The sequence below is a fragment of the Alloscardovia criceti DSM 17774 genome (assembly GCF_000376885.1).
In the GTDB taxonomy this organism is placed as follows: Bacteria; Actinomycetota; Actinomycetes; order Actinomycetales; family Bifidobacteriaceae; genus Alloscardovia; species Alloscardovia criceti.
In genome coordinates this window covers 569,957-589,966 of record NZ_AQXR01000011.1, presented here as the reverse complement: position 1 = coordinate 589,966, position 20,010 = coordinate 569,957, and the positions used below count along the sequence as shown (strand labels likewise).

General features: G+C 51.0%; 14 protein-coding genes and 1 tRNA gene. 8 read left to right on the top strand and 7 right to left on the bottom strand.

Annotated features, from left to right (window positions below):
* The first annotated feature begins 164 nt into the window (after positions 1-164).
* The gene (locus D570_RS0107950; protein WP_018142449.1) at positions 165-956 is read left to right on the top strand and encodes a hypothetical protein; all 792 of its coding nucleotides are present in this window, start codon (positions 165-167) and stop codon (positions 954-956) included.
* A 474-nt stretch (positions 957-1,430) separates the two neighbouring features.
* Here the strand turns inward: D570_RS0107950 and D570_RS09560 are convergent, their stop codons facing one another.
* The 3 genes from D570_RS09560 to D570_RS0107935 form a co-directional block, all read right to left on the bottom strand.
* Positions 1,431-1,658 (bottom strand): hypothetical protein, encoded by a 228-nt coding sequence (locus D570_RS09560; protein WP_018142448.1) that lies wholly within the window; start codon positions 1,656-1,658, stop codon positions 1,431-1,433.
* Positions 1,655-1,876, bottom strand: coding sequence for a ClbS/DfsB family four-helix bundle protein (locus D570_RS08820; RefSeq protein ID WP_018142447.1), 222 nt, complete (start codon positions 1,874-1,876; stop codon positions 1,655-1,657). The genes D570_RS09560 and D570_RS08820 overlap by 4 nt, the downstream gene beginning before the upstream one ends.
* Positions 1,877-2,127: 251 nt before the next feature.
* Positions 2,128-2,203 (bottom strand) — tRNA-Gly (locus D570_RS0107935).
* 135 nt (positions 2,204-2,338) lie between these two features.
* On the opposite strand from D570_RS0107935, the gene D570_RS0107930 reads away from it, so the two are divergent.
* Positions 2,339-3,328 (top strand): diacylglycerol/lipid kinase family protein, encoded by a 990-nt coding sequence (locus tag D570_RS0107930; protein ID WP_169331240.1) that lies wholly within the window; start codon positions 2,339-2,341, stop codon positions 3,326-3,328.
* 13 nt (positions 3,329-3,341) lie between these two features.
* Here D570_RS0107930 and D570_RS0107925 read toward each other — a convergent pair whose 3' ends face one another.
* Both D570_RS0107925 and D570_RS0107920 read right to left on the bottom strand, forming a co-directional pair.
* The gene (locus D570_RS0107925; RefSeq protein WP_018143859.1) at positions 3,342-3,749 is read right to left on the bottom strand and encodes an arsenate reductase ArsC; all 408 of its coding nucleotides are present in this window, start codon (positions 3,747-3,749) and stop codon (positions 3,342-3,344) included.
* 75 nt (positions 3,750-3,824) lie between these two features.
* A complete protein-coding gene (locus D570_RS0107920; RefSeq protein WP_018143858.1) occupies positions 3,825-4,724 on the bottom strand; it encodes a carbohydrate kinase family protein in 900 nt (299 codons plus the stop codon).
* A gap of 242 nt (positions 4,725-4,966) precedes the next feature.
* Here D570_RS0107920 and D570_RS0107915 point away from each other — a divergent pair, with 242 nt between their 5' ends.
* The 3 genes from D570_RS0107915 to xylA all read left to right on the top strand — a co-directional run bounded on the left by D570_RS0107915 (position 4,967) and on the right by xylA (position 10,038).
* Positions 4,967-5,716, top strand: coding sequence for an ABC transporter ATP-binding protein (locus D570_RS0107915; protein ID WP_018143857.1), 750 nt, complete (start codon positions 4,967-4,969; stop codon positions 5,714-5,716).
* A 30-nt stretch (positions 5,717-5,746) separates the two neighbouring features.
* On the top strand, positions 5,747-8,470 hold the full coding sequence (locus tag D570_RS0107910; RefSeq protein ID WP_018143856.1) for an ABC transporter permease: 2,724 nt from the start codon (positions 5,747-5,749) through the stop codon (positions 8,468-8,470).
* A 227-nt stretch (positions 8,471-8,697) separates the two neighbouring features.
* Positions 8,698-10,038: a xylose isomerase gene (xylA, locus tag D570_RS0107905; protein WP_018143855.1), complete on the top strand. Its 1,341-nt coding sequence runs from the start codon at positions 8,698-8,700 to the stop codon at positions 10,036-10,038.
* A gap of 180 nt (positions 10,039-10,218) precedes the next feature.
* On the opposite strand, the gene xylB is transcribed toward xylA, so the two are convergent.
* Positions 10,219-11,700 carry a xylulokinase gene (gene xylB / locus D570_RS0107900; RefSeq protein WP_018143854.1) on the bottom strand — a complete coding sequence of 494 codons (1,482 nt, stop codon included), beginning with the start codon at positions 11,698-11,700 and terminating at the stop codon, positions 10,219-10,221.
* 100 nt (positions 11,701-11,800) lie between these two features.
* Here xylB and D570_RS0107895 point away from each other — a divergent pair, with 100 nt between their 5' ends.
* Entirely contained in the window at positions 11,801-13,033 is a 1,233-nt protein-coding gene (locus tag D570_RS0107895) for an ROK family transcriptional regulator (RefSeq protein WP_018143853.1), read from the top strand.
* An 84-nt stretch (positions 13,034-13,117) separates the two neighbouring features.
* Here the strand turns inward: D570_RS0107895 and D570_RS0107890 are convergent, their stop codons facing one another.
* On the bottom strand, positions 13,118-14,701 hold the full coding sequence (locus D570_RS0107890) for an aminopeptidase P family protein (RefSeq protein ID WP_018143852.1): 1,584 nt from the start codon (positions 14,699-14,701) through the stop codon (positions 13,118-13,120).
* A 116-nt stretch (positions 14,702-14,817) separates the two neighbouring features.
* On the opposite strand from D570_RS0107890, the gene D570_RS0107885 reads away from it, so the two are divergent.
* A complete protein-coding gene (locus tag D570_RS0107885; RefSeq protein ID WP_018143851.1) occupies positions 14,818-16,308 on the top strand; it encodes a bifunctional folylpolyglutamate synthase/dihydrofolate synthase in 1,491 nt (496 codons plus the stop codon).
* Positions 16,309-16,320: 12 nt separating this feature from the next.
* Entirely contained in the window at positions 16,321-19,992 is a 3,672-nt protein-coding gene (gene smc / locus D570_RS0107880) for a chromosome segregation protein SMC (RefSeq protein ID WP_018143850.1), read from the top strand.
* Positions 19,993-20,010 lie beyond the last annotated feature (18 nt).

Sequence of the window (20,010 nt, the reverse complement as noted above, 5' to 3'; positions counted from 1 at the left end):
CGGGTGGCGTCCTTGCCGGCGTTCATCTTTTCGACCAACGGCTGGGGTTTCGCGCCTGAACGTACGCGTCGTCCGCCCCCTGTGGGTTCCGTCTTTGGCCATAGGTCACCTCCCGTTTGTATAATAATCGTGCTTTTCGGTTCTGGGGTCTATGTGAGGTGCGGGTGGTTGGGTCTTTCAAACTGTTTATTCGTACCTATGTGTATTGGGTAGGGTTCATCCTCGGCTTTGCGATATTTCCCGGTTATCTGCTCTTCGCTACCGGACTCACCTTGGTGAACCCTTCATTGTGGCTTGCACCTCTGGCCGGGCTGCTTCTCCTTGTCATTGATCGACCATCAGCATGGGAGACGCCGCAGTGGCGATCATGGCTGATCCGAGTGCTTGGTGCAGGATTCGCGACCGCCGTGCTCGTCGCGTATGTATCCGTTTCTGCCCGCTACGGTTCTCGCCACTGGTTTGAAACGTCCCTATCTCTCGGTCTGGGTTGGGTTGTCTTCGCTGTCGTGTCAGGACACATGCTTAAGGGCCGCTCCGCCCGACTCGACGTTCCCGCCCGCATGGGAAGGGATGCGCTCCGTGCATACGCGGCATGGGGCGGGATCGCTTTCGGGATTTTCTATATCCCGGCTACGGGTCTGTCTGCGGCCGGCACCCTTTGGATGATTCTTCCCCTTTTGGGCACGTTCTTCGTCGGTATCGTCCTTTTGGCGGCCGACCCGCCACGTCGATGGCCGCAACCCCGATTCGTGTCGCTGTGGATACGACTTCTTGCTAGCGGGGCCGCGGCATTCCTATTCACCGTAACGAGCTCGGTGTATTGCGATGCGCGCACACACGAGGTCTACATCGGCGACTGGCAGGAAAACCTGGTCTTCTGCATGGGCGCTTGGGGACTTTATGCTGCAATGGCTACGATAGTATCGCTTATGCGGAATGTCAGCCAGAAACCATAGGCAACCTCAGTAGATGAATTCGGCCAAGGCTTGGCACGCTGCCTTCTTGACTTCTTCGCTGGGTTTAACGCCCGAGTAGCCGTATGTACCCCTGAAGCCACCTGTAAGAAGATCGACATACCTGTCATCCAACGGACCTTCAAGTTCTTGTAGAGCCTGTTTTTTGCGGTTCCTTTATCGCTTGCACCGATGCTCTCCGGGATTGCCTTGAATCGCTGGGATAGCGAAACGAGATTGTTGTAGTAACCCCTCAGCGTACGGGACAGAAGGTTCGAGTCATCGGCTCTTGAGCCTTTCAGCATCGCAGTCAGTCTGATTGACTCCCTGTCGCTACATAGGTCGGAGTAGTTACAGTTGTTCGGCAGATTATCGGGGATGGTCAAACCGCGAAGTCCGGTATGGTTCCTGTCGTCCTCCCTTGGCCAACGAGCGCCCGAGCGATTGCGACGGCATTTGAACCCGGATTCGGGTCGACTACCCTTGAATCGGGCCGAGTGCCGACGCCAAATCGCTTGCCCAGCCAGTCCATTTATCTGGAACAAACGGGTTAACATTGATGTAGCCCAGAGTGGTCACGCTCATATGCGCGACGTCTACTGCGCCACCCGCAGGATCTGTCCAATCCTTTCGATCAGAGCCAATCCACTTATTCAAGGCTGAGATTATCGGGAGCGCTTGAGCATCTTCTTCCAGCCTTTTCACGTCCTCCTCCCGATATGCTTCAGCCGACGCAGACCATTTTGAGTTTCCCGTTCCATCCATTCAAGCTGGTATGCGATCATCTGACATGGTGTACGGTCAACACCATAGACGAGGAAATCCCAAGTTCCTTCGGGCATGTCCGCAAATTCATCGATAAACAAGCCGCCAGACTTAGCAATTTGTTCAGCTAACGCCGCACCGGATTCATATGATCTCACCTGATATTCCTCCCTCACAATAGAGGGCTACCGAGATAGATCTCCGAGCACTTTTTAACGCAAGCCCGATGTCAGTGATCTTGGCTATGTAGAAAGGGTATGACCTAGGCATCTATAGCCCAGCCACGGCACAAACGGGATGCTCTCAGAAGCTCTGAGCTACGAACAAAACCTCGCTATTTCAACGAAAAACACCCATTCGAACCTCCGCCCTCAGTCCTGAGAGCTTTGTATCCAAATGGGCGTCTAAGTGGAGCGGACAACGGGACTCGAACCCGCGGTCTCGACCTTGGCAAGGTCGCGCTTTACCAACTAAGCTATGTCCGCAAAGATAGTGTGCATCAAGCACGAGAGATAACTATACAGGAGATTTAATAGGTTCGCAACTGCGTGTCCTTTTTTTCTGGAGTTTGCATCTGAAAAACCGCATAAAATGCCGCCCCACAAGTACAATTGAAGATTGTGAATGCAAAGAAGAATACTCCTATACGCTTCCATTTCGTCGTCAATCCTGGTGGAGGAAGTGGCAGGGCACTCCAAGTGTGGAAGACCGTCGAAGACATCGTCAAGCGCAAGGGTGTTGAATACTCTGTGCATTTCCCAACTCAGTCCTATCTCGTGCACAATATCGTGCATGATTTAACCAATATTGGGCGCCGTGATAGTGATGTATACCTCGTCGTTATTGGGGGTGACGGTACGCTGAATTTGGCAGTGAACGGCATTGTCAATTTTGATAAAACCTATATGGGCTTAATTCCTGCGGGCAGTGGCAACGACTTCGTGCATTCCACCAATATTTCCGGATCGTATGAGGATATCGTCAGTCGCATTATCGATGTCTCTTCCGTGCGCTCCTTAGATTTAGGCGTGCTGAAATACAATTCGTGTTACGACGATCAAGGTCGCAAGCTCCATATTGAAAATAAAACGTGGCTGTTTAATAACGCTGCAGGCATCGGCTTCGATGCGGATGTATGTGTGAAGGTGCAGCATTCGAAATTGAGCGAAAGATTATCGGCGCTCAGGCTTTCTCGGCTGGCCTATTTGTTTGCAGCCCTTCCCATTTTTCTGCATCATCAGGGATTTTCGGTCGATATTACGGTGGATAAAGAAAATTATCACTATGATAATGTGCTCTTTTCTGTGGTGATGAATGAACCGTACGAGGGTGGTGGTTTCAAGTTTTGCCCCGATGCCACGCCATTTGATGGTCTGCTGGATTCCTGTGTGGCGCATAATATTCATCGCCGCGATTTGCCTAAGCTTATCCTCAAAGCATTTAAGGGGCATCATGTGGGGCAGCGAGGCATTGAAATAAATCGTGGACATGTCTATCGCATTAAAACGCAAGTGCCCTTGTGGGTGCAAACGGATGGGGAAGTGGAGTATCGTTCGGATGATATCACCATCAGCATTCGTCCAAAGGCGTTGAAATTCTTGGGATTGTAACTTTTACAGTGCCTTAAATATCACCACATGAAATCCTGTGCGCCAGATTATCCAGTTTCGTACGAATTGTTTCTATCACACTCATAAACACCGCATCCTCCTGACCTGTGGGATCTTCCAGTCCCCAGTCTTCACGATGACGGCAGGGCAGATACGGGCAGGAGACATTGCATCCCATAGTGATGACAATATCGATATCCGGTAAATCGGTGAGTAGCTTGGGATGCTGGGATTTTTCCATATCGATGTCGTATGTACTTTTCAGAATTCTGACTGCATCGGCATTGATTCGTGTTTTGAGCTCGGTTCCGGCAGAATACGCCTCAAATACCTCGGCATAATCACGGCGCGCAAAGGCTTCAGCAATTTGCGAACGGCAAGAATTATGTACGCAAATAAAAGCAACGCGTGGTGTAGGCATGTCGGCCTTTCGCTAGAGATAAAAAAATGGAGCAGTTCGAAAACCGCTCCAATTATACGTGTAAGTCACAAGAAATTACTTGTCAAGACCCTGCTGCTCGACGTAGTTAGGAATTTCTTCTGGATACTCTGGCCACGCGCCGGACTGTGTGCACACATATGCGGCCACATTGCAGGCATGGACATGAGCCTCATGCAAAGGGACACCGCACAAGGTCTGGCTAGTAAAGGATCCAGAGAAGGAATCGCCAGCACCTACGGTATCGGCTACCTTCACGCGAGGCGTAGTGACACGGGATACTTCACCGTCCTTCTTCATAATGATGGAGAAGCGAGAACCGCCAGTAAGAATCATATAATCGAGATCATAGTTCTTGATAAACCATGCGCAAGCTTCTTCGTCGGAACCTTCGATGTTAAACATAGGGCGGAGCAATTCAAGTTCGTCATCATTGATCTTGAATACGGTTGCTGCCTTTAGCTGCTCTTCGATGAGTTCCTTAGAGAAATAATCAGCGCGAATATTGATGTCGTAGTACTTCATTGCACCAGGCTTGGTGTGCTTCAAAAGCTCTAGAAGTGTGTTGCGGCTTTCTTCTTCGCGGCAAGCCAAAGAGCCGTAACACACTGCATCTGCTTCAGAAACAGCCTTGATGAGGTCGTCGGATAATGCGATGTGATCCCAAGCCACGCCCTGCACGATTTCATAAGTTGGAACTCCGTCATTGAGTACAACTCCAACGGTTCCCGTAGGGTAGTCGTTGCGCTGCAAGATGGCATCAATGCCAGCATTTTTCACAGCTGCTTCCAGTTCATCGCCTAAAGAATCGTTTCCAATCGCACTGATGGAACGGCCAATTGCACCATTTTGGGAGGCATGATAAGTAAAGTTGACTGGGGCACCGCCGGCGCGCTTACCTTCTGGAAGCATATCCCACAAGATTTCGCCGAGGCTGACCACGATTGGTTGTGTCATGGTATTCCTTTCTTCCTCTGATAGTCTACATTGCCTTAGAGAAAATAACGACTTAACCGCTTGATTTGATCGTGTTTTTTCCAAAATTATTTTGATTAAACGTTTAACCAGTTTGTGAGCTTTTCAGTTTTTATCAATCTCGTACTCCTATAGGGGATTACCCTGAGTAGATCCTGAAAATATCCGGGGAATTGCAAGATTTTCAGGGGAAAACAGAAATCAGAATTTGTTTTAATGGAAGTATGGAAAATACAACAGTTACACCAGCGCAGAACGCATCGCCTTCTGCTATTGTTTCTCTCGAAAATGTCACCAAAGTTTACGGCCGTGGGGATACGCGCGTGCGTGCTTTGAAAGGTATTGATCTGGCTATCAATAAAGGTCAATTCACTTCTATCATGGGTCCTTCTGGTTCGGGTAAGTCCACCCTGCTGCATGTCATCGCAGGACTGGATAATCCGAGCAAGGGTAGCATCAGCGTCGATGGTGTGGATATCACCAAGCTGAAGGATAAGCAATTAACAGAGCTGCGCCGCTCTCGCATTGGCTTTATTTTTCAGTCCTTTAACTTGGTTCCAACCTTAAATGTTTTGGACAATATTCTGCTCCCAACGCAGCTGTCCAATACGAGGGTGGATCGTCAGTGGTTGGATACCGTCGTAGACTCACTGGGTTTGCGTGAACGACTGACGCACCGTCCGTCTGAGCTGTCGGGTGGGCAGCAGCAGCGCGTGGCTGTGGCTCGTGCGCTGGTGGCACGACCTGCCATTATCGTGGCAGATGAACCAACCGGAAATTTGGACTCAAAAACTAGTGATGAAGTGTTGTCTATTCTTCGCCAAGCCGTCGATGACTTCGGTCAAACCGTCATTATGGTGACGCATAACCCATCTGTGGCTAGTGTTTCCGACCGTGTCGTGGTTGTGTCGGACGGCTTTATCAAGGCAGATATCGAATCAGCCACGCCTGAGCAAGTTGTGGCGTTACTGTAATTCGAGGTCGAAGGCGGAAAGAGAAAGAAAATGGCTTCTCCTATTAATAAACTTATTGGTGCAAATTTGCGCCATCATGCCTCCAGGTATGTGTCTACAGCAATCGCTGTCACCATCGCATCTACCTTTGTGGTGTTGTGCCTAACCTTGGTGGGCAGCGTAACGGATCAATACTTGGCTACGGTGGAAGATGAAACGAAGGGCAGTTCGGTAGTTATTGCTCAAGGTGCCACCGATGAAATCCCAGAGTCTGCTGCTACGGCCGATCAGCAAAAGGACTTACAATCACGGCTGGAGTCTGCCGTGGAGTCTTTGAACGATGTTGAACGCGTTGATGCTTCGACATCATACGTATATAAGTCCGGTGATGATGATTATCAGGCCACAACGGGTGCTTATGCCGCCATTTCAAAGGGGGATAATCAGACGCTGCGCACCATCGCTTTTACTCAAACGGCGCCTCTGGCTACCAGCGAGTATCACAGTGGACGCGCACCTCAGAGCAAAGACGAGATAGCAATCGACGCCAATGCCGCGCAAAGTCTTGATGCGCACGTGGGCGACAGCATCACCGTGGATTACTATGGCAATGATGACGGCGTTTCGTTCACTATTTCGGGCATCATTGTGGCTTCGAAATTCGAAAACCAAAGCCTGCAGGTGACGCCAGAAGGTGCTCAACGCATCAGCGAGAACGGCTTGGTGTCCAGCTATAAGGTGATTGCGCGAGACAGTGCGCTACGTTCGCCAAATTCCACAGTTTCGGCTCAGGAAAAACTTCAAAAGGAAGTAAATACTGCGCTGGAGTCTATCAATAACGATGCAAAAACCTATGGCATCACATATACGGCTTATACTTCGCAAAAGATTTTGGAATCCGGACGTCGCAATGTGCAAACAGCCGTGACGGGTATGACGGTAACCGCGTTGATTTTCCCGTTGATTGCGGCATTCGTGGCGGCAATTATCGTGGGTACGACCTTCCAAGTCATTGCCTTGCAGCGTCGTCGTGAATTGGCTTTGCTGCGAGCCGTGGGCGCACAATCTCGCCAGGTACGCACGCTGATTTTCCGCGAAACGTCGGCTGCGGGTATCGTGTCTTCGCTTATTGGTGCAACCGTCGGTAGTGCAGTGGGTGCAGCTTTGCTTGTGTACCTCGGTGTGGCAACGAACTTCTTTACTGCTTTCGCACATCTGCCATGGATGTCGATTATCCTCACCTTCATTGTCTCCAGCATAATTACGACCTTTGTAGGCATCGCTCCGGCACGTAAGGCGTCTAGCATTTCTCCTTTGGCGGCTCTGTCACCCGTTCAAACCGTACAGGAAGAACGGCGTAGTCATACTATTCGCATTATTATTGGTGTCATTTTGCTGGTGGCAAGTATTGCGGGCATTATTTATGGTCTGAAATTGCCGTCAGAAACAGATACAGAAATTTATGCACGCTTCGGCATCGTGGTGCTCAGTGTTTTTGTGTGCTGGATAGCAGCCATGATGATTTTTACCGTTGCTTTGCCTTATATTATTTACGGTGTTGGTTCCATCCTGCGCACGCCAGTGGGACGTTTGGCCCGCGGAAACGTGGTGCGAAATCCAGGACGTACGGCTTCTACCGGTATCGCAGTCATCATTGGTGTGGTCTTCATGTCCACCATTTCCGTAGGCGTAGCTTCTGTACAGACCACTATCGATAGCACGTTGAATGAGAATTTCCCTATCGATATCGAAGCCACCAGTTTGAGCGGAAACTTGGGGGATGCAGAACTGAAAAATTTGCAAGAATTTAAGTATGCCACCCAAACCAAGGTGGTGTACGGAGCTACGGCAATTGTAGACAATAATACTTCCGAAATGGTTAGCGTCCTAGGATATCCAGATGTCAGCACGATTGCGCGTTCTGACATGAAGCAGATTGAAAATGGCACAGTCCATGTAAACACATCCGATAGTTTGGCGAAAAAATCAAGCGTCAATTTGTGCTTTGTCCCAAGCTCTATGTCCGATGCGGCTGCCCAAACAGCTGATTCTCAGACAGCTGATGCACAGACGTTTGATTCTTCATCTGATGCATATAGCGCTCAAACGGATGCACAAGCTTTGACCTCAGCGTTGACGTGCCGAGATTTTACGGTGGTAAAAGATGGCAACGTCACCATGGGTACTGCGCGTATCAGCGATCAGGATCTGAAAGCAGACGTATCCAATGCACAGCCCGTAAGTGTGATTATGCGCATTCGCGATAATGCACAGATGGAAGATGTCATGAGTGAGCTGGGAAAGATTGGCGAAAAAGTCAATATTTCCGGTGGATTTATTCAGCGTAGTGTTTTCACGCAGATCTTGAATGTCATTGTTACGGTATTCCTCGTCTTGCTGGGTGTTTCGGTGGTTATTTCGCTGGTCGGTGTAGCAAATACACTGGGCTTAAGTGTGGCAGAACGAACACAGGAAAACGGTTTACTGCGCGCTTTGGGATTGACTCGAGGACAAATGAGAAGGCTTCTAGTGACGGAAGCATTCCTCACTTCGGTGGTCTCCACGTTGGTTGGTATTGGATTAGGCATAATATTTGCCGTCATTGGCATGTATACCTTGCCATTTGGGGATATGGCCGATGTGATGATCACCATTCCGTATGGCCAGTTAGGCACACTCCTTGCCGTTATCGTGCTGGCTTCTGTCGTGGCGGCATGGTTACCAGGTCGTCAGGCAGCTAAGGTAAGTCCGGTCGAGGCTTTGGCTAGTGAGTAAGTGTTAGGGAAATTTGGGCTACTGCAATACGCAGTAGCCCTTTTTATATTTTTCAGCCGGTATTTTTTTCGTATGTGAGTGAGATAAGTGTTCGCAAGTCAAAGAAATACACGCGAAACGCAGAGTTAGTTAATTCACTTTACAAACTCCATGGTTCTTGTTATTCTTATAAATAACAGCGACGAGCTGAACGTTAACACAAAGAGACTCTGGCAAAGGAGCTAAATATGGGTTTGTGGGATATGGAAAAGATTCCATTCGTCGGCACAGATAAGACAGAAGAAGGCCTCGGATTCCACTACTACGATGCAGATCGCGTTGTAGCTGGCAAGAAGATGAAGGATTGGCTGCGTTTCGGTGTTGCATGGTGGCACACCTTCGATCAGGAATTGGTGGACCCATTCGGTGTGGGTACTGCTCATCGTCCATGGTATGGCAAGTATTCCAATCCAATGGATGAGGCATTGGCAAAGGTAGATTACGCCTTTGAGTTCTTCACTAAGCTGGGTGCCGAGTACTTCTGCTTCCACGATCGTGACATCGCTCCAGAAGGCGATACCTTGCGTGAAACCAATGCAAATCTGGACAAGGTTGTGGATCGCATTGAAGAAAACATGAAGTCCACTGGCGTTAAGCTCTTGTGGAACACCTCTTCTTTGTTTACCAATCCTCGCTTCGTTTCCGGTGCTTCCACCTCTCCATTTGCAGACATCTACGCATACTCTGCGGGTCAGCTCAAGCACTCTTTGGAAATTGCAAAGCGTTTGGGTGCAGAAAACTACGTATTCTGGGGTGGTCGTGAAGGTTATGAGAACCTCTGGAATACTCAGATGAAGCGTGAACAGGCTCATATGGCTCAGTTCTTCCATATGTGCAATGACTACGCTAAGGAAATCGGCTTGGATGCTCAGTTCCTTATCGAGCCAAAGGCTAAGGAACCAACCATGCATCAGTATGACTTCGATGCAGCTACGGCTATCGCATTCCTGCGCACCTACGATTTGATGGATGTCATGAAGCTCAACCTCGAAGGCAACCACGCAAACCTCGCCGGTCACACCTACCAGCACGAAATTCGCACTGCTCGCGAAGCAGGCGTACTCGGCTCCTTGGATGCAAACCAGGGCGATAAGCTCATCGGCTGGGATATGGATGAGTTCCCAACGGATCTCTACGAGACCACCGCGGTGATGTGGGAAGTACTCGATGAAGGTCAGATTGGTCCTCATGGTGGTTTGAACTTCGATGCAAAGCCACGTCGTACCTCCTTCGTAGCAGAAGACCTCTTCCGCTCCCACATTGCAGGCATGGATGCATTTGCAGCAGGTTTGCTCATCGCAGACAAGATGCATCAGGATAAGTACATCGAGAACCTCCAGGCTGAGCGTTACAGCTCATATGATTCCGGTATCGGTGCAACCATCGACAATGGCACTGCAACCTTGGCATCTCTCGAAGAGTACGCAATCGACATCCCACAGGCTGACTTGATTGCTGCTACACGCTCCGATCATCTCGAGTCTGTAAAGGCAACCATTAACAACTACATGATCGATGCATTGAAGTAATTCAATCTACGATTCCCTCCTTCCAACTGCATAAAGGCTGGTAGTACGAAAGTGCTACTAGCCTTTATGCTTTGTGTTCTGCCGTACGGGGGGGGGTCGCTTGATTGCTGATGGATAAAAAGGCCTGCCTATCGAATGGGATAAGCAGGCCTTAAGCGAGGAGTTCGCTATAACTATGAACTATGCGCGATACTGTGCGTACTGAGCGTAAACTTCAGGCGTTGCTTCTGCCTGAAGTGTGGAATCAATTGTGATATCCCACTGTGGCAGGTTTTCGTCTTTAGCAAGCAGCCACGCTGCCTGGCGTGCAGCTCCGATAGCCACATACTCATCCGTCTGAGGTACGAGTACGTCGCTTTCCCAGACGGCCGGCGCATAGGCACGTACTGCAGGGGACTTAGCGCCACCACCGATAAGCAAAATGCGCTCGATGTGTGCGCCCAAAGCCTTCACATACTCCAAGCAGTCACGCTGAGAGCACAGCACGGCTTCTATAAAGGCGCGAGCCATATTTGCCTGAGTGGTGTTGTCCAGCGTCAACCCGTAGAAGGCAGCCTTTGCCTCTGGTCGGTTTGGTGTGCGCTCGCCGTCAAAATACGGGATAAGGGTAATTCCTTCAGCGCCTGGCACAGACTGGTGTGCAAGATCGGCAAGCTCATCGTAGTCCACGTTGAGTGCGTGACGGCCGGCATCCAGAATGCGAGAACCGTTAATGGTGCAGGCTAGTGGCAACCAGCGTCCGGTGCAGTCCGCAAAGCCAGTAATAGCACCGGTGAGGTCATAGGCTGGGGTGTCGCTGACGGCTGCAGCTACGCCAGAAGTACCCAAAGATACCGAAACGTCGCCGCTGGACATGCCGAGACCTAGGGCAGCCATGGCATTATCGCCACCGCCTGGAGCGATGCGGCAACCGCCTTCGACATTCTTGCCGGCGATGCGTGGGTCGGCGATAGCGCCCGATTCGCGAGGGGAGAGCACGCGTGGCAGGGTGACGTCTGTGCGCCCCAGAGCCATCTCCAGCAAATCCAGCCTGTACTCATTCTTTACAGAGTCGAAATATGCTGTACCCGAAGCATCAGAGCGATCCGTAAACAAAGCATCCAGCTGTGCGGTGCCTTCCTCGACAGGACCGTTCCCGGCAATGCGCCAGCTTAGCCAGTCGTGTGGCAAGCAGATAGCGGCAATGCGAGCGGCGTTTTCTGGCTCATTTTCGGCCACCCACGCAACCTTGGTGATGGTCAGCGATGCCACCAAGGACGAGCCGACTGCCTTCACCCAGCGTTGCACGCCGCGCGTATGAACGTCCTCAGGTTCAGAGCCTTCTGCAGGCTTTTCGCCTAGGGTATTGATCAAAGCCTCGGCCTGCACGCTACTTCTGGTGTCATTCCACAGTAGGGCATCGCGGATGACGCGACCCTGGTCATCCAGCAGAACCATGCCATGCTGCTGCCCGCCCACGGCTAAGGCGCTGACGTCATCGAGTCCGCCGGCCTGTTCCGCAGCTTTCTGAAAAGCCTCCCACCACGCTTTCGGGTTGACGCTGGTTCCATCTGGGTGTGGTGCTTGTCCAAAACGCACGAGTTCACCGGTGAGCGCATCGGTGACGCGTACTTTGCAGGACTGAGTAGAAGTGTCTACTCCGGCTACGAGAATCCTCGACATAATGCCTCCTTGCATTGGTTTGTAATTTTAGAAACAAACTTCGTTAATTGACTTGACTAACTATTCCATAGTATCATTACAAGCGACAGAAGGAGCAATAATGCCACGACATAAAGCCCTCAATCAAGAAAATTTGCGCGCGCACAACATCGGCGTTGTGCTGTCAGCAATTTTACACAGCAGGGAACCCGTTAGTAGAGCGCATATCGCCCGTACCACCGGCATGACCAAGGCTGCGATTTCTATCATCGTTTCAGATCTTATTTCTCACAAGATTCTCAAAGAGGGAAAGCCTCAGCAGTTGGCCAGTACAGGAAAGCCGAGCAATCCGCTGGAATTCGTAGAGGGCTCCTGGTTGGGACTAGGCGTACAGGTTCATACCGATGGTTATGGCTTTATGCTGCAGGACTTTAATGGGAAAATTCATGCACGCCAGTGGGTCAATACCATGGACGATTCTTCGGATGCGGACACAATTCTCAGCCAATTGGTATCTATGATTGATCCGATTGTCCACGATTTCACGTCCAAAGGCGTTCATATCCTCGGTGGCGGATTGGCCGTTCCAGGCATGGTCACCAATGATGGCATTCTCGTGGACGCGCCAAACTTAGGCTGGAAAAATCTGAATCTCATGGAGACCGAACTGGTCAAGAAGTATGCGTTAACGCCACACAATGAGGCAAATCTGGCCGCTATTGCGCAAATACCTGGTTACGCGGTTTCTTGCACGGCGAATGAGCAGCGTGAAAATTCCTATCTGCCGGAAGATTCCTTTATTTATATTTCCTCCGACGTGGGTATTGGTGGTGCGTATATCGATCATGGCGCTTTAGTTACCGGCACCTGGGGTGTGGCAGGGGAAATTGGACACCTTTCCGTTTCTATGGGCGGCCCCGTCTGCAGATGTGGACGCCGCGGATGTATGGAGATGTATGCCGGCCGCAAAGCCCTGCTCAATGCAGCCGGATGCGAAAATGCTGCGGCGCTCGACGCGGATGAAAGCTTTACGTGGTTGAGTCAAAAACTCGTAGGATCCGATCCGAAAGCCAGTGATGTTATGTCTGAGGCGACCCGTGCCATGGCCTCGGCAATTGTGTCTACGGTGAATATTTTAGATATTACAAAAATAATTATCGGTGGTTTCTGGACTAGGTTTGGTACGAACTGGCTGAACGACTTGTATACCAGTGTCAATACACAGCTTAATGCCGTACATAAGGATAAGCTGGAAATCGTGTTCCCGACCGTCGACCAGTATGCAGGCGTATATGGCGCAGCAGAATTTGGATTGAGAAAACTCATCGACAATGCTGCAGAATATCTGCAATAGTTTGCATATCCAATTCACAATTAAAAAATCGGGTGGCGTAAGTCGAAAACTTACATCACCCGATTTTCAGAGGCGAGGAATGAGTTAGTTGCGCTGTGACGCCTGAGCAGCCTCAGCCATCCATGCCTCAACCTCGTCGATTTCCTTTGGAATATCGTGAGACAGCCATTCAGGACCGTTCTCGGTCATGAGCACATCATCTTCGATACGGATGCCGATTCCACGGAATTCTTCTGGAATCAACATATCGTTTTCCTTGAAGTACAAGCCTGGCTCGATGGTGAAAATCATACCAGGCGTAATTTTTGCACCTTGATAGGATTCGTAGCGTGCCTGCGAGCAGTCGTGCACATCCAAACCCAAATGGTGTGCTACGCCACAAGCATGCCAACGGCGATGCTGCTGACCCTCATGGCTCAAGGATTCTTCCACGCTGACAGGCAAAATGCCCCAATTGTGCATAGCTTCCGCCAGCACGCGCATGCACGCATGGTGGATATCCGAGTATGTGGCACCCACCTTGGCCGCCTCAAATCCCGCCTTCTGAGCGTTGAGCACAACCGTGTAGAGTTCCTTCTGCAATTCCGTAAATTTACCGTTGACAGGGAAAGTGCGCGTAATATCTGCTGTGTAGAGGCTATCGGTTTCTACGCCGGCATCGATAAGCAAAAGCTCGCCATCGGAAATCTTACCCGTATTGCGCATCCAGTGCAGGGTTGGAGCATGAGCGCCAGAAGCCACGATAGTACCGTAGCCTTCAGCATTGCCTTGCTCGCGCGCATTGGCGTTGAACTTGCCCTCCAAGATACGCTCGCCACGTTCCTTACCGCGTGCATCCGGCAGGGCTTCCAGCATGCGAGTAAAACCGTCATGTGTAGCAGCGATGGCCTTGCGCATTTCTCGTACTTCGTACTCGTCCTTCAGCATGCGCGATTCAGAAGCGAACTCATAGAGCTTGTTATCATCGGATTCGCTGGCATCCGGATTGTCAAAACCTGCAGCTGAACGGATGGCATCTACATCCTTGGTAATTTCGGCATCAATATTGCGGATAATGCGCACGCGGATGGCGCCCTCTTCAGTGCCCACGTCCTTGGATAAAGCATCGTACAATCCCGCAATATCTGCAGTTTCGATGCCGGTCATCGTTTTGATGCCTTCCAAGCCTGGACGCACACCCACCCAGTACTCGCCGTAAGAGGCAGAACGGTAGTAATCCTGAGTGCTCTGGTCGCTGCGAGGATGCAGGAAGAGCACAGGTTCATGCGTCTTGCCCATGACGGCCTCTGCGCTCTGCGGAGCCACAGGATTCAAAACCAACACGGCGCCTGCTTCATAATCCTGACCCAGACCGGTGTAGTATGCAAAAGCGCTGTCCGGGCGGAAGGCGTAATCGCAATCATCATTGCGTACCTTAGCCTGACCGGCTGGGATAACAATACGCTCGCCTGGAAAACGCTTGCCCAAAGCCTCCAAACGAGAAGGCGTGTAACGGCTAGACTCCAAAGGCTGGATATCGTTTTCTTCCTCGCCCCAGCCCGTCAGCATAAAATCGCTAAAATTCGTGGATTCTGGGCGTAATGTGCGGTTGTGGGACCTGTTTGCCATGGAATCTGATGCATCGGCTTCGGCGCGAGATTGTGGCTCGTTGTCGTGTGCGGAAATCATAAAAATATGCTCCTTGAAAATGTGATGTAATGCCTCCACTCTAAGGCTTATCGGTGACTTTCACCACTTCAGCTCACAGTATAGTACCGTCCGTAATTGCGCTTAAAATAAGCCCTATGTCTTATGAGGTACCACAATCTGAAAATCTTCAATTAGCCGATGTTTATAGGGAAATTATGAAGCGTGCTCCGGAGCACGATTTTGATCCTAGCTTAGATCGCATGGTAAAAGTCCTGGACTATATGGGTCATCCTGAGGAATCTTTCAGAGTTATCCACGTCACCGGTACAAATGGTAAGGGTTCTACGGCGCGTATGGCGGAGGCCCTGTGTAGGGCGTATGGATTGCGCACCGGTCTCTACACGTCGCCTCACGTGGAGTCTGTGACGGAGCGCATTGCTATCGATGGCCAGCCTATTTCCGATGATCAATTCATCGATACTTGGTTGCAAGTCAAGGACGTTATAGAGCTGGTGGACCAGGATTCGCTGGCACAGGGTGGCCCGCGCATGAGCTTCTTTGAAGTGCTGACCACGATGGCAATTGCAGCTTTTGCCGATGCGCCTGTGGATGTAGCAGTCGTAGAAGTGGGTATGGGTGGACGTTGGGACGCCACAAATGTGCTCAATGGTGATGCGGCAGTTATCGGCCCTGTGGATATGGATCATATGCAGTGGTTGGGCGATACTGTAGAAGAAATCGCCACCGAAAAAGCAGGCATTATCAAATCCAATTCCACGGTTATCATCGGTGCGCAGCCACACGAGCAGGTGCCAGATATTCTGCTCGAGACGGCTAAAGAAGTAGGCGCGCAGGCAGTCATTCGAGACGGCTATGAAGCTACCATCGATTCTCGTGCCGCCGCTGTAGGCGGACAGGTGATTACGGTTCACACGCCACAGGGCACGTACGAGCAAATTCCTGTATCGCTATTCGGGGAGCATCAGGCACATAACGCCTTGGCGGCCATTAGTGCTGCGGAGGTCGTTATCCCGGTTGCGGGTCAATTGGATGCAGACGTCGTAGCCGAAGCCTTGTCGAATGTGAAGGTGCCGGGACGTATTGAGGTTATTCGTCGCTCACCAACGATTATCATCGACGGCGGTCACAACCAAAATGCAGTGAACGCCTTGCGCGCCGCGTTGGAAGAAAACTTCGATTTCAACGACCTCGTGGGCGTGGTTAGCATGATGCGGGACAAAGAGGTGGAAAGCGTTTTGGGCATTATGGAGCCGCTTCTGTCCAAAATCGTCGTCACGCAGAATTCGTGGACTTCCCGTGTCATGCCCGTCGACGAGTTGGAAAAGATTGCCATTAGTGTCTTCGGCCCGGATCGCGTAATTCGTGCCGATACAATGCCGGATGCCATTCAGGAAGCGGTGAACGAGGTAGACGCGAATGATGAACTGGGCATTGGCTACGGTCATGGTGTGGTGATTTTTGGTAGTTTCGTCACTGCCGGCGATGCGCGCATTTTGCTCAAAGAACGGCATAACAGCGAACTGAAAAATACGAAGGAAGATCGCGCCGCAGGCGTGAATACTGACTTTAGCGCTGATAGCGAGCTCGATGAGGAAGTGTCCGCTGAGACCGAGGACACCCTCTAGAGGCCGTAGCGTATGTACGTTAAAGAACTCACTATTCGCGGTTTTAAATCCTTCGCACACGCGACCACATTGCGCTTCGAACCCGGGGTAACTGCTATTGTCGGCCCGAATGGTTCTGGAAAGTCCAATGTGGTGGATGCGCTTGCCTGGGTGATGGGTGAGCAGGGTGCGAAGAGTTTACGCGGCACCTCGATGGAGGATGTGATTTTTGCAGGCACATCCACGCATGCGCCTTTGGGACGTGCTCAGGTGATTTTGACCATCGATAATTCCGATGGCACGTTAGATATTGATTACTCTGAAGTGAGTATCAGCCGTACAATTTATCGCAATGGTGGATCGGAATACTCTATTAATGGCAGTCCGGTCCGTCTGCTGGATGTGCAGGAATTGCTTTCAGATACCGGCTTGGGCTCCCATATGCATGTGGTTGTGGGACAGGGCAGGTTGGATTCTATTTTGCGTGCTACGCCTCAAGATAACCGTGCCTTTATAGAGGAAGCTGCAGGCATTCTCAAGCATCGCAGGCGTAAGGAGCGTGCGCTGAGAAAACTGAAGAGTACGCAAGATAATGTAGACCGTTTGGACGATCTTATCAACGAAATTCATCGTCAGATGGGTCCGTTGCGTAGACAAGCGAAGGTGAGCAGGCGAGCGGATAGTATTCAGGTGATTATCCGCGATGCATCCAGCAGACTGTTGGCTGATGAAGCCAGCACGCTGCTGAGTCAGCGCGATGCTGTGCGTCACGATCTCGTCTCTGTGCGCAAGCAATTGCAAGAAGCGCAGCAGCAGTTGACGGCTACGAAATTAGACATCGAACGCTTAGAAGGATTAAGCAGTTCAGCTAATCCGGAAATGAATCAGCTCAATCAGGATTATCATCGCATGACGCAGTTGCATGAAAGGCTGAATTCCTTATCTGCTTTGGCGCGTGAACGTGAACATATGTGGCGTTCGCAAATTGTGACCGCCACGGGCGATGATCCAGATCTTCTGCGTGCGCGTGCTCAAGAATTACAGACTCAGCAAGGCGCGGTCATAACGCAGACGAATCAACTGCGTTTAACCTTCGATAAGGTCACCGAGCGTAGGGCAGTAGTGGAGCAGGAGCTGGCTTCGGTACGGCAATTAATCACGCAAATGCGCACCTCCGCGCAGGAGCAAGAAGCGCAAAAATCTAAACTGCGCGAGGAAATCGCACGACAGGAAGCACAAATTCAGGGCTTCGACTCGCGCTTGCGCGATAATGCGGCTCAAGCTGAGGATTTTGCCCGGAACCTAGCGGACGCTCGCTCGCGTTTGACGCAGCTTCAGGCGCAGAATGCGGATGCGGCCGACAATTTAGACGAGCAGCATGCTACTGCGCAGCAGCGTGTGGAGGAAATCCGTTCCACGCGCGACAGTATCGAGGCTGACATGCGTCAGATCAATAATGCGATAATTTCCTTACGCGCGAAGGCCGATGCTTTGAACGATACCCTGGAAGCACGAAACAACAATGCCGAGTTTAGCCACAGCGATATGAAGAGTCTGGGGAAATTGGCTGAATTTATTCGCATCGAAGAAGGCTGGGAAGAGGCTATAGCTCAGGCTTTAGGTCCGTTTGCAAGCTCCTTCGTGGTGCAGTCGTACGAGGATGCTGCACGCGCGGTGCACCGTGCTCATGACAAGCATTTGGGGAAGGCATCTGTTGTTTATAGCAGCCCGCTTCCTGCTGCAGGTCAGTCTGCTGTGCGTGCATCGAAGGATACTCTTGTCTGCGCCTCAGATGTCGTTTCTCTCAGCCCTCAGCTGCGTGTGAATCCCGCTGACTCTGATGAAACCGCGCAACACGTCGTCGAAACCGTGAAATTCATGCTGTGCGATGTGGCGCTGGCACATACGGTGGAGGAAGCGCTACACATTCTGCAGGAAGAGCATTATAGTACGGTTATCACGCAAGATGGCGATACCTTTACACCCTTTGGTGCTACAGCAGGAGCATCTCATTCGCCGAGCGATTTGAGTCTGGTAGCCCGGCGAGATAAGGCTTTAGCGCACGTTGCGCAACAGGAATCCGTGCTCCAGAAGCTATCTACAGACAAGGAAAGCGTGGACGCACAGTATGCGCAGGCTCGGGAGAAGCTCAGCGCTATTAATACCGCCATGACCGAAAATCGTGTGCGCATGCAGCAGCGGGAAAATGACATTCAGGCTGCTCAATTGAGCATAGAAAGCCTGACCCGCCGTATCAGCCATATTGATGAGCAGAAGCAGCATATCGAAGATCAAAAAACGTCTGTGGTTGCTACTCTCGAAAACCTGAAAAACCAGTTAAGCCTTGCTCAAACGGCGAAGGATTCTCACATCGATCTCGATGCCAGCATCTCTCATGAACGTGAATTGGACCAAGCGCTGACGCAGGAGCGTCAGGCAGAGGTTACTGCCCGTTTGGAGTGGAATAATGCCTCCCAGCATAGTCAATCCTTAGAGCGCCAAATCACGCTACTGGTGTCGCAGGCTCAGCAGGCGGACAAGCGCCGAGAGAAAATTGCTCGACTCAATGAGGACCGGCAAAACCGCGCACAAGAGGCCGCGCGTATTTCTCAGAAAGCTCAGGAAGCCGCTGGAGCTCTTTATGAGCATATTCAGTCCGTTTTGGCGCATAGGGAAAAAATTCAGACGCGCATTTCTGCACATGATGAGCAGCTGAAGGCACTGCGCCAGCAACGTAATGAACAAGAACCGGTGGTGGATCAACTCAGCAAGCAGGAACATGATTTAGATATTGCTCGAGAACGCATAGCCACTCAATACGGCCAAATTTCCCAGCGTAGCCTCAACGAGCTGGGTAGTAGCCTTGAAAGAGTTATCGAGCAGTATGGTCCGAGTCTGCCTGTGCCTGTTTTTGATGATTTCGGTCAGCTCATTGCGCTAGAAAACAAGGAGACAGAGGAAACTGCAGATTCTGATCACACCTTGCACGCCTTGAATATGACGGATTTGAGTGGCTTTAAAACCGAGAAATACGAGCGTAGCCGTGAGCAGAAAAAGCTGGATAAGGCGAGGCGTGATCTTGCTGCCTTAGGAAAAGTGAATCCGCTGGCTACGGAGGAGTTTGATGCCCTTCAAGAACGCCATAAGTATCTCGTGGAGCAGCGCGATGATGTGGTGAAATCCCGTAATGATTTGCTGGACTTGATTAAAAACTTAGATTCTACGATGATTGAAGTTTTCGAATCTGCCTTCGAAGACACGGCTCAAGCCTTTACTACGGTATTCGCCTCGCTGTTCCCGGGAGGGAAAGGCAGGCTCGTTTTGGAAGATCCCAGCGATATGCTGTCTACTGGCGTTATCGTGGAAGCAAGCCCAGCTGGCAAACGTGTGAAGCAGCTCAGTCTGCTCTCCGGCGGTGAGCGCAGTTTAACGGCACTAGCACTGCTTTTCGCGATTTTTACGGCACGACCAAGCCCGTTCTACATCCTCGATGAGGTGGAGGCAGCCTTGGATGATGTGAATTTAACGCGTTTGCTCGGTGTAATCAATGACCTGCGTGCGCATGCGCAAATCATCGTCATCACCCACCAGCAGCGCACCATGAGCATTGCCGATGCATTGTATGGCGTCACTATGAGGTCGGACGGTATCACTGCCGTGGTCTCGCAAAAGCTCGGCCAGGGCGAGATCATAAATAACGCATAGACGTACGATGGCTTTCGG

Excerpts from the sequence above, each read along its gene's own strand:
- xylA (WP_018143855.1), top strand. The coding sequence starts at position 8,698 with ATGGGTTTGTGGGATATGGAAAAGATTCCATTCGTCGGCACAGATAAG.
- D570_RS0107890 (WP_018143852.1), bottom strand. The coding sequence starts at position 14,701 with ATGATTTCCGCACACGACAACGAGCCACAATCTCGCGCCGAAGCCGAT.
- xylB (WP_018143854.1), bottom strand. The coding sequence starts at position 11,700 with ATGTCGAGGATTCTCGTAGCCGGAGTAGACACTTCTACTCAGTCCTGC.
- smc (WP_018143850.1), top strand. The coding sequence starts at position 16,321 with ATGTACGTTAAAGAACTCACTATTCGCGGTTTTAAATCCTTCGCACAC.
- D570_RS0107915 (WP_018143857.1), top strand. The coding sequence starts at position 4,967 with ATGGAAAATACAACAGTTACACCAGCGCAGAACGCATCGCCTTCTGCT.
- D570_RS0107920 (WP_018143858.1), bottom strand. The coding sequence starts at position 4,724 with ATGACACAACCAATCGTGGTCAGCCTCGGCGAAATCTTGTGGGATATG.
- D570_RS0107895 (WP_018143853.1), top strand. The coding sequence starts at position 11,801 with ATGCCACGACATAAAGCCCTCAATCAAGAAAATTTGCGCGCGCACAAC.
- D570_RS0107885 (WP_018143851.1), top strand. The coding sequence starts at position 14,818 with ATGTCTTATGAGGTACCACAATCTGAAAATCTTCAATTAGCCGATGTT.
- D570_RS0107910 (WP_018143856.1), top strand. The coding sequence starts at position 5,747 with ATGGCTTCTCCTATTAATAAACTTATTGGTGCAAATTTGCGCCATCAT.
- D570_RS0107925 (WP_018143859.1), bottom strand. The coding sequence starts at position 3,749 with ATGCCTACACCACGCGTTGCTTTTATTTGCGTACATAATTCTTGCCGT.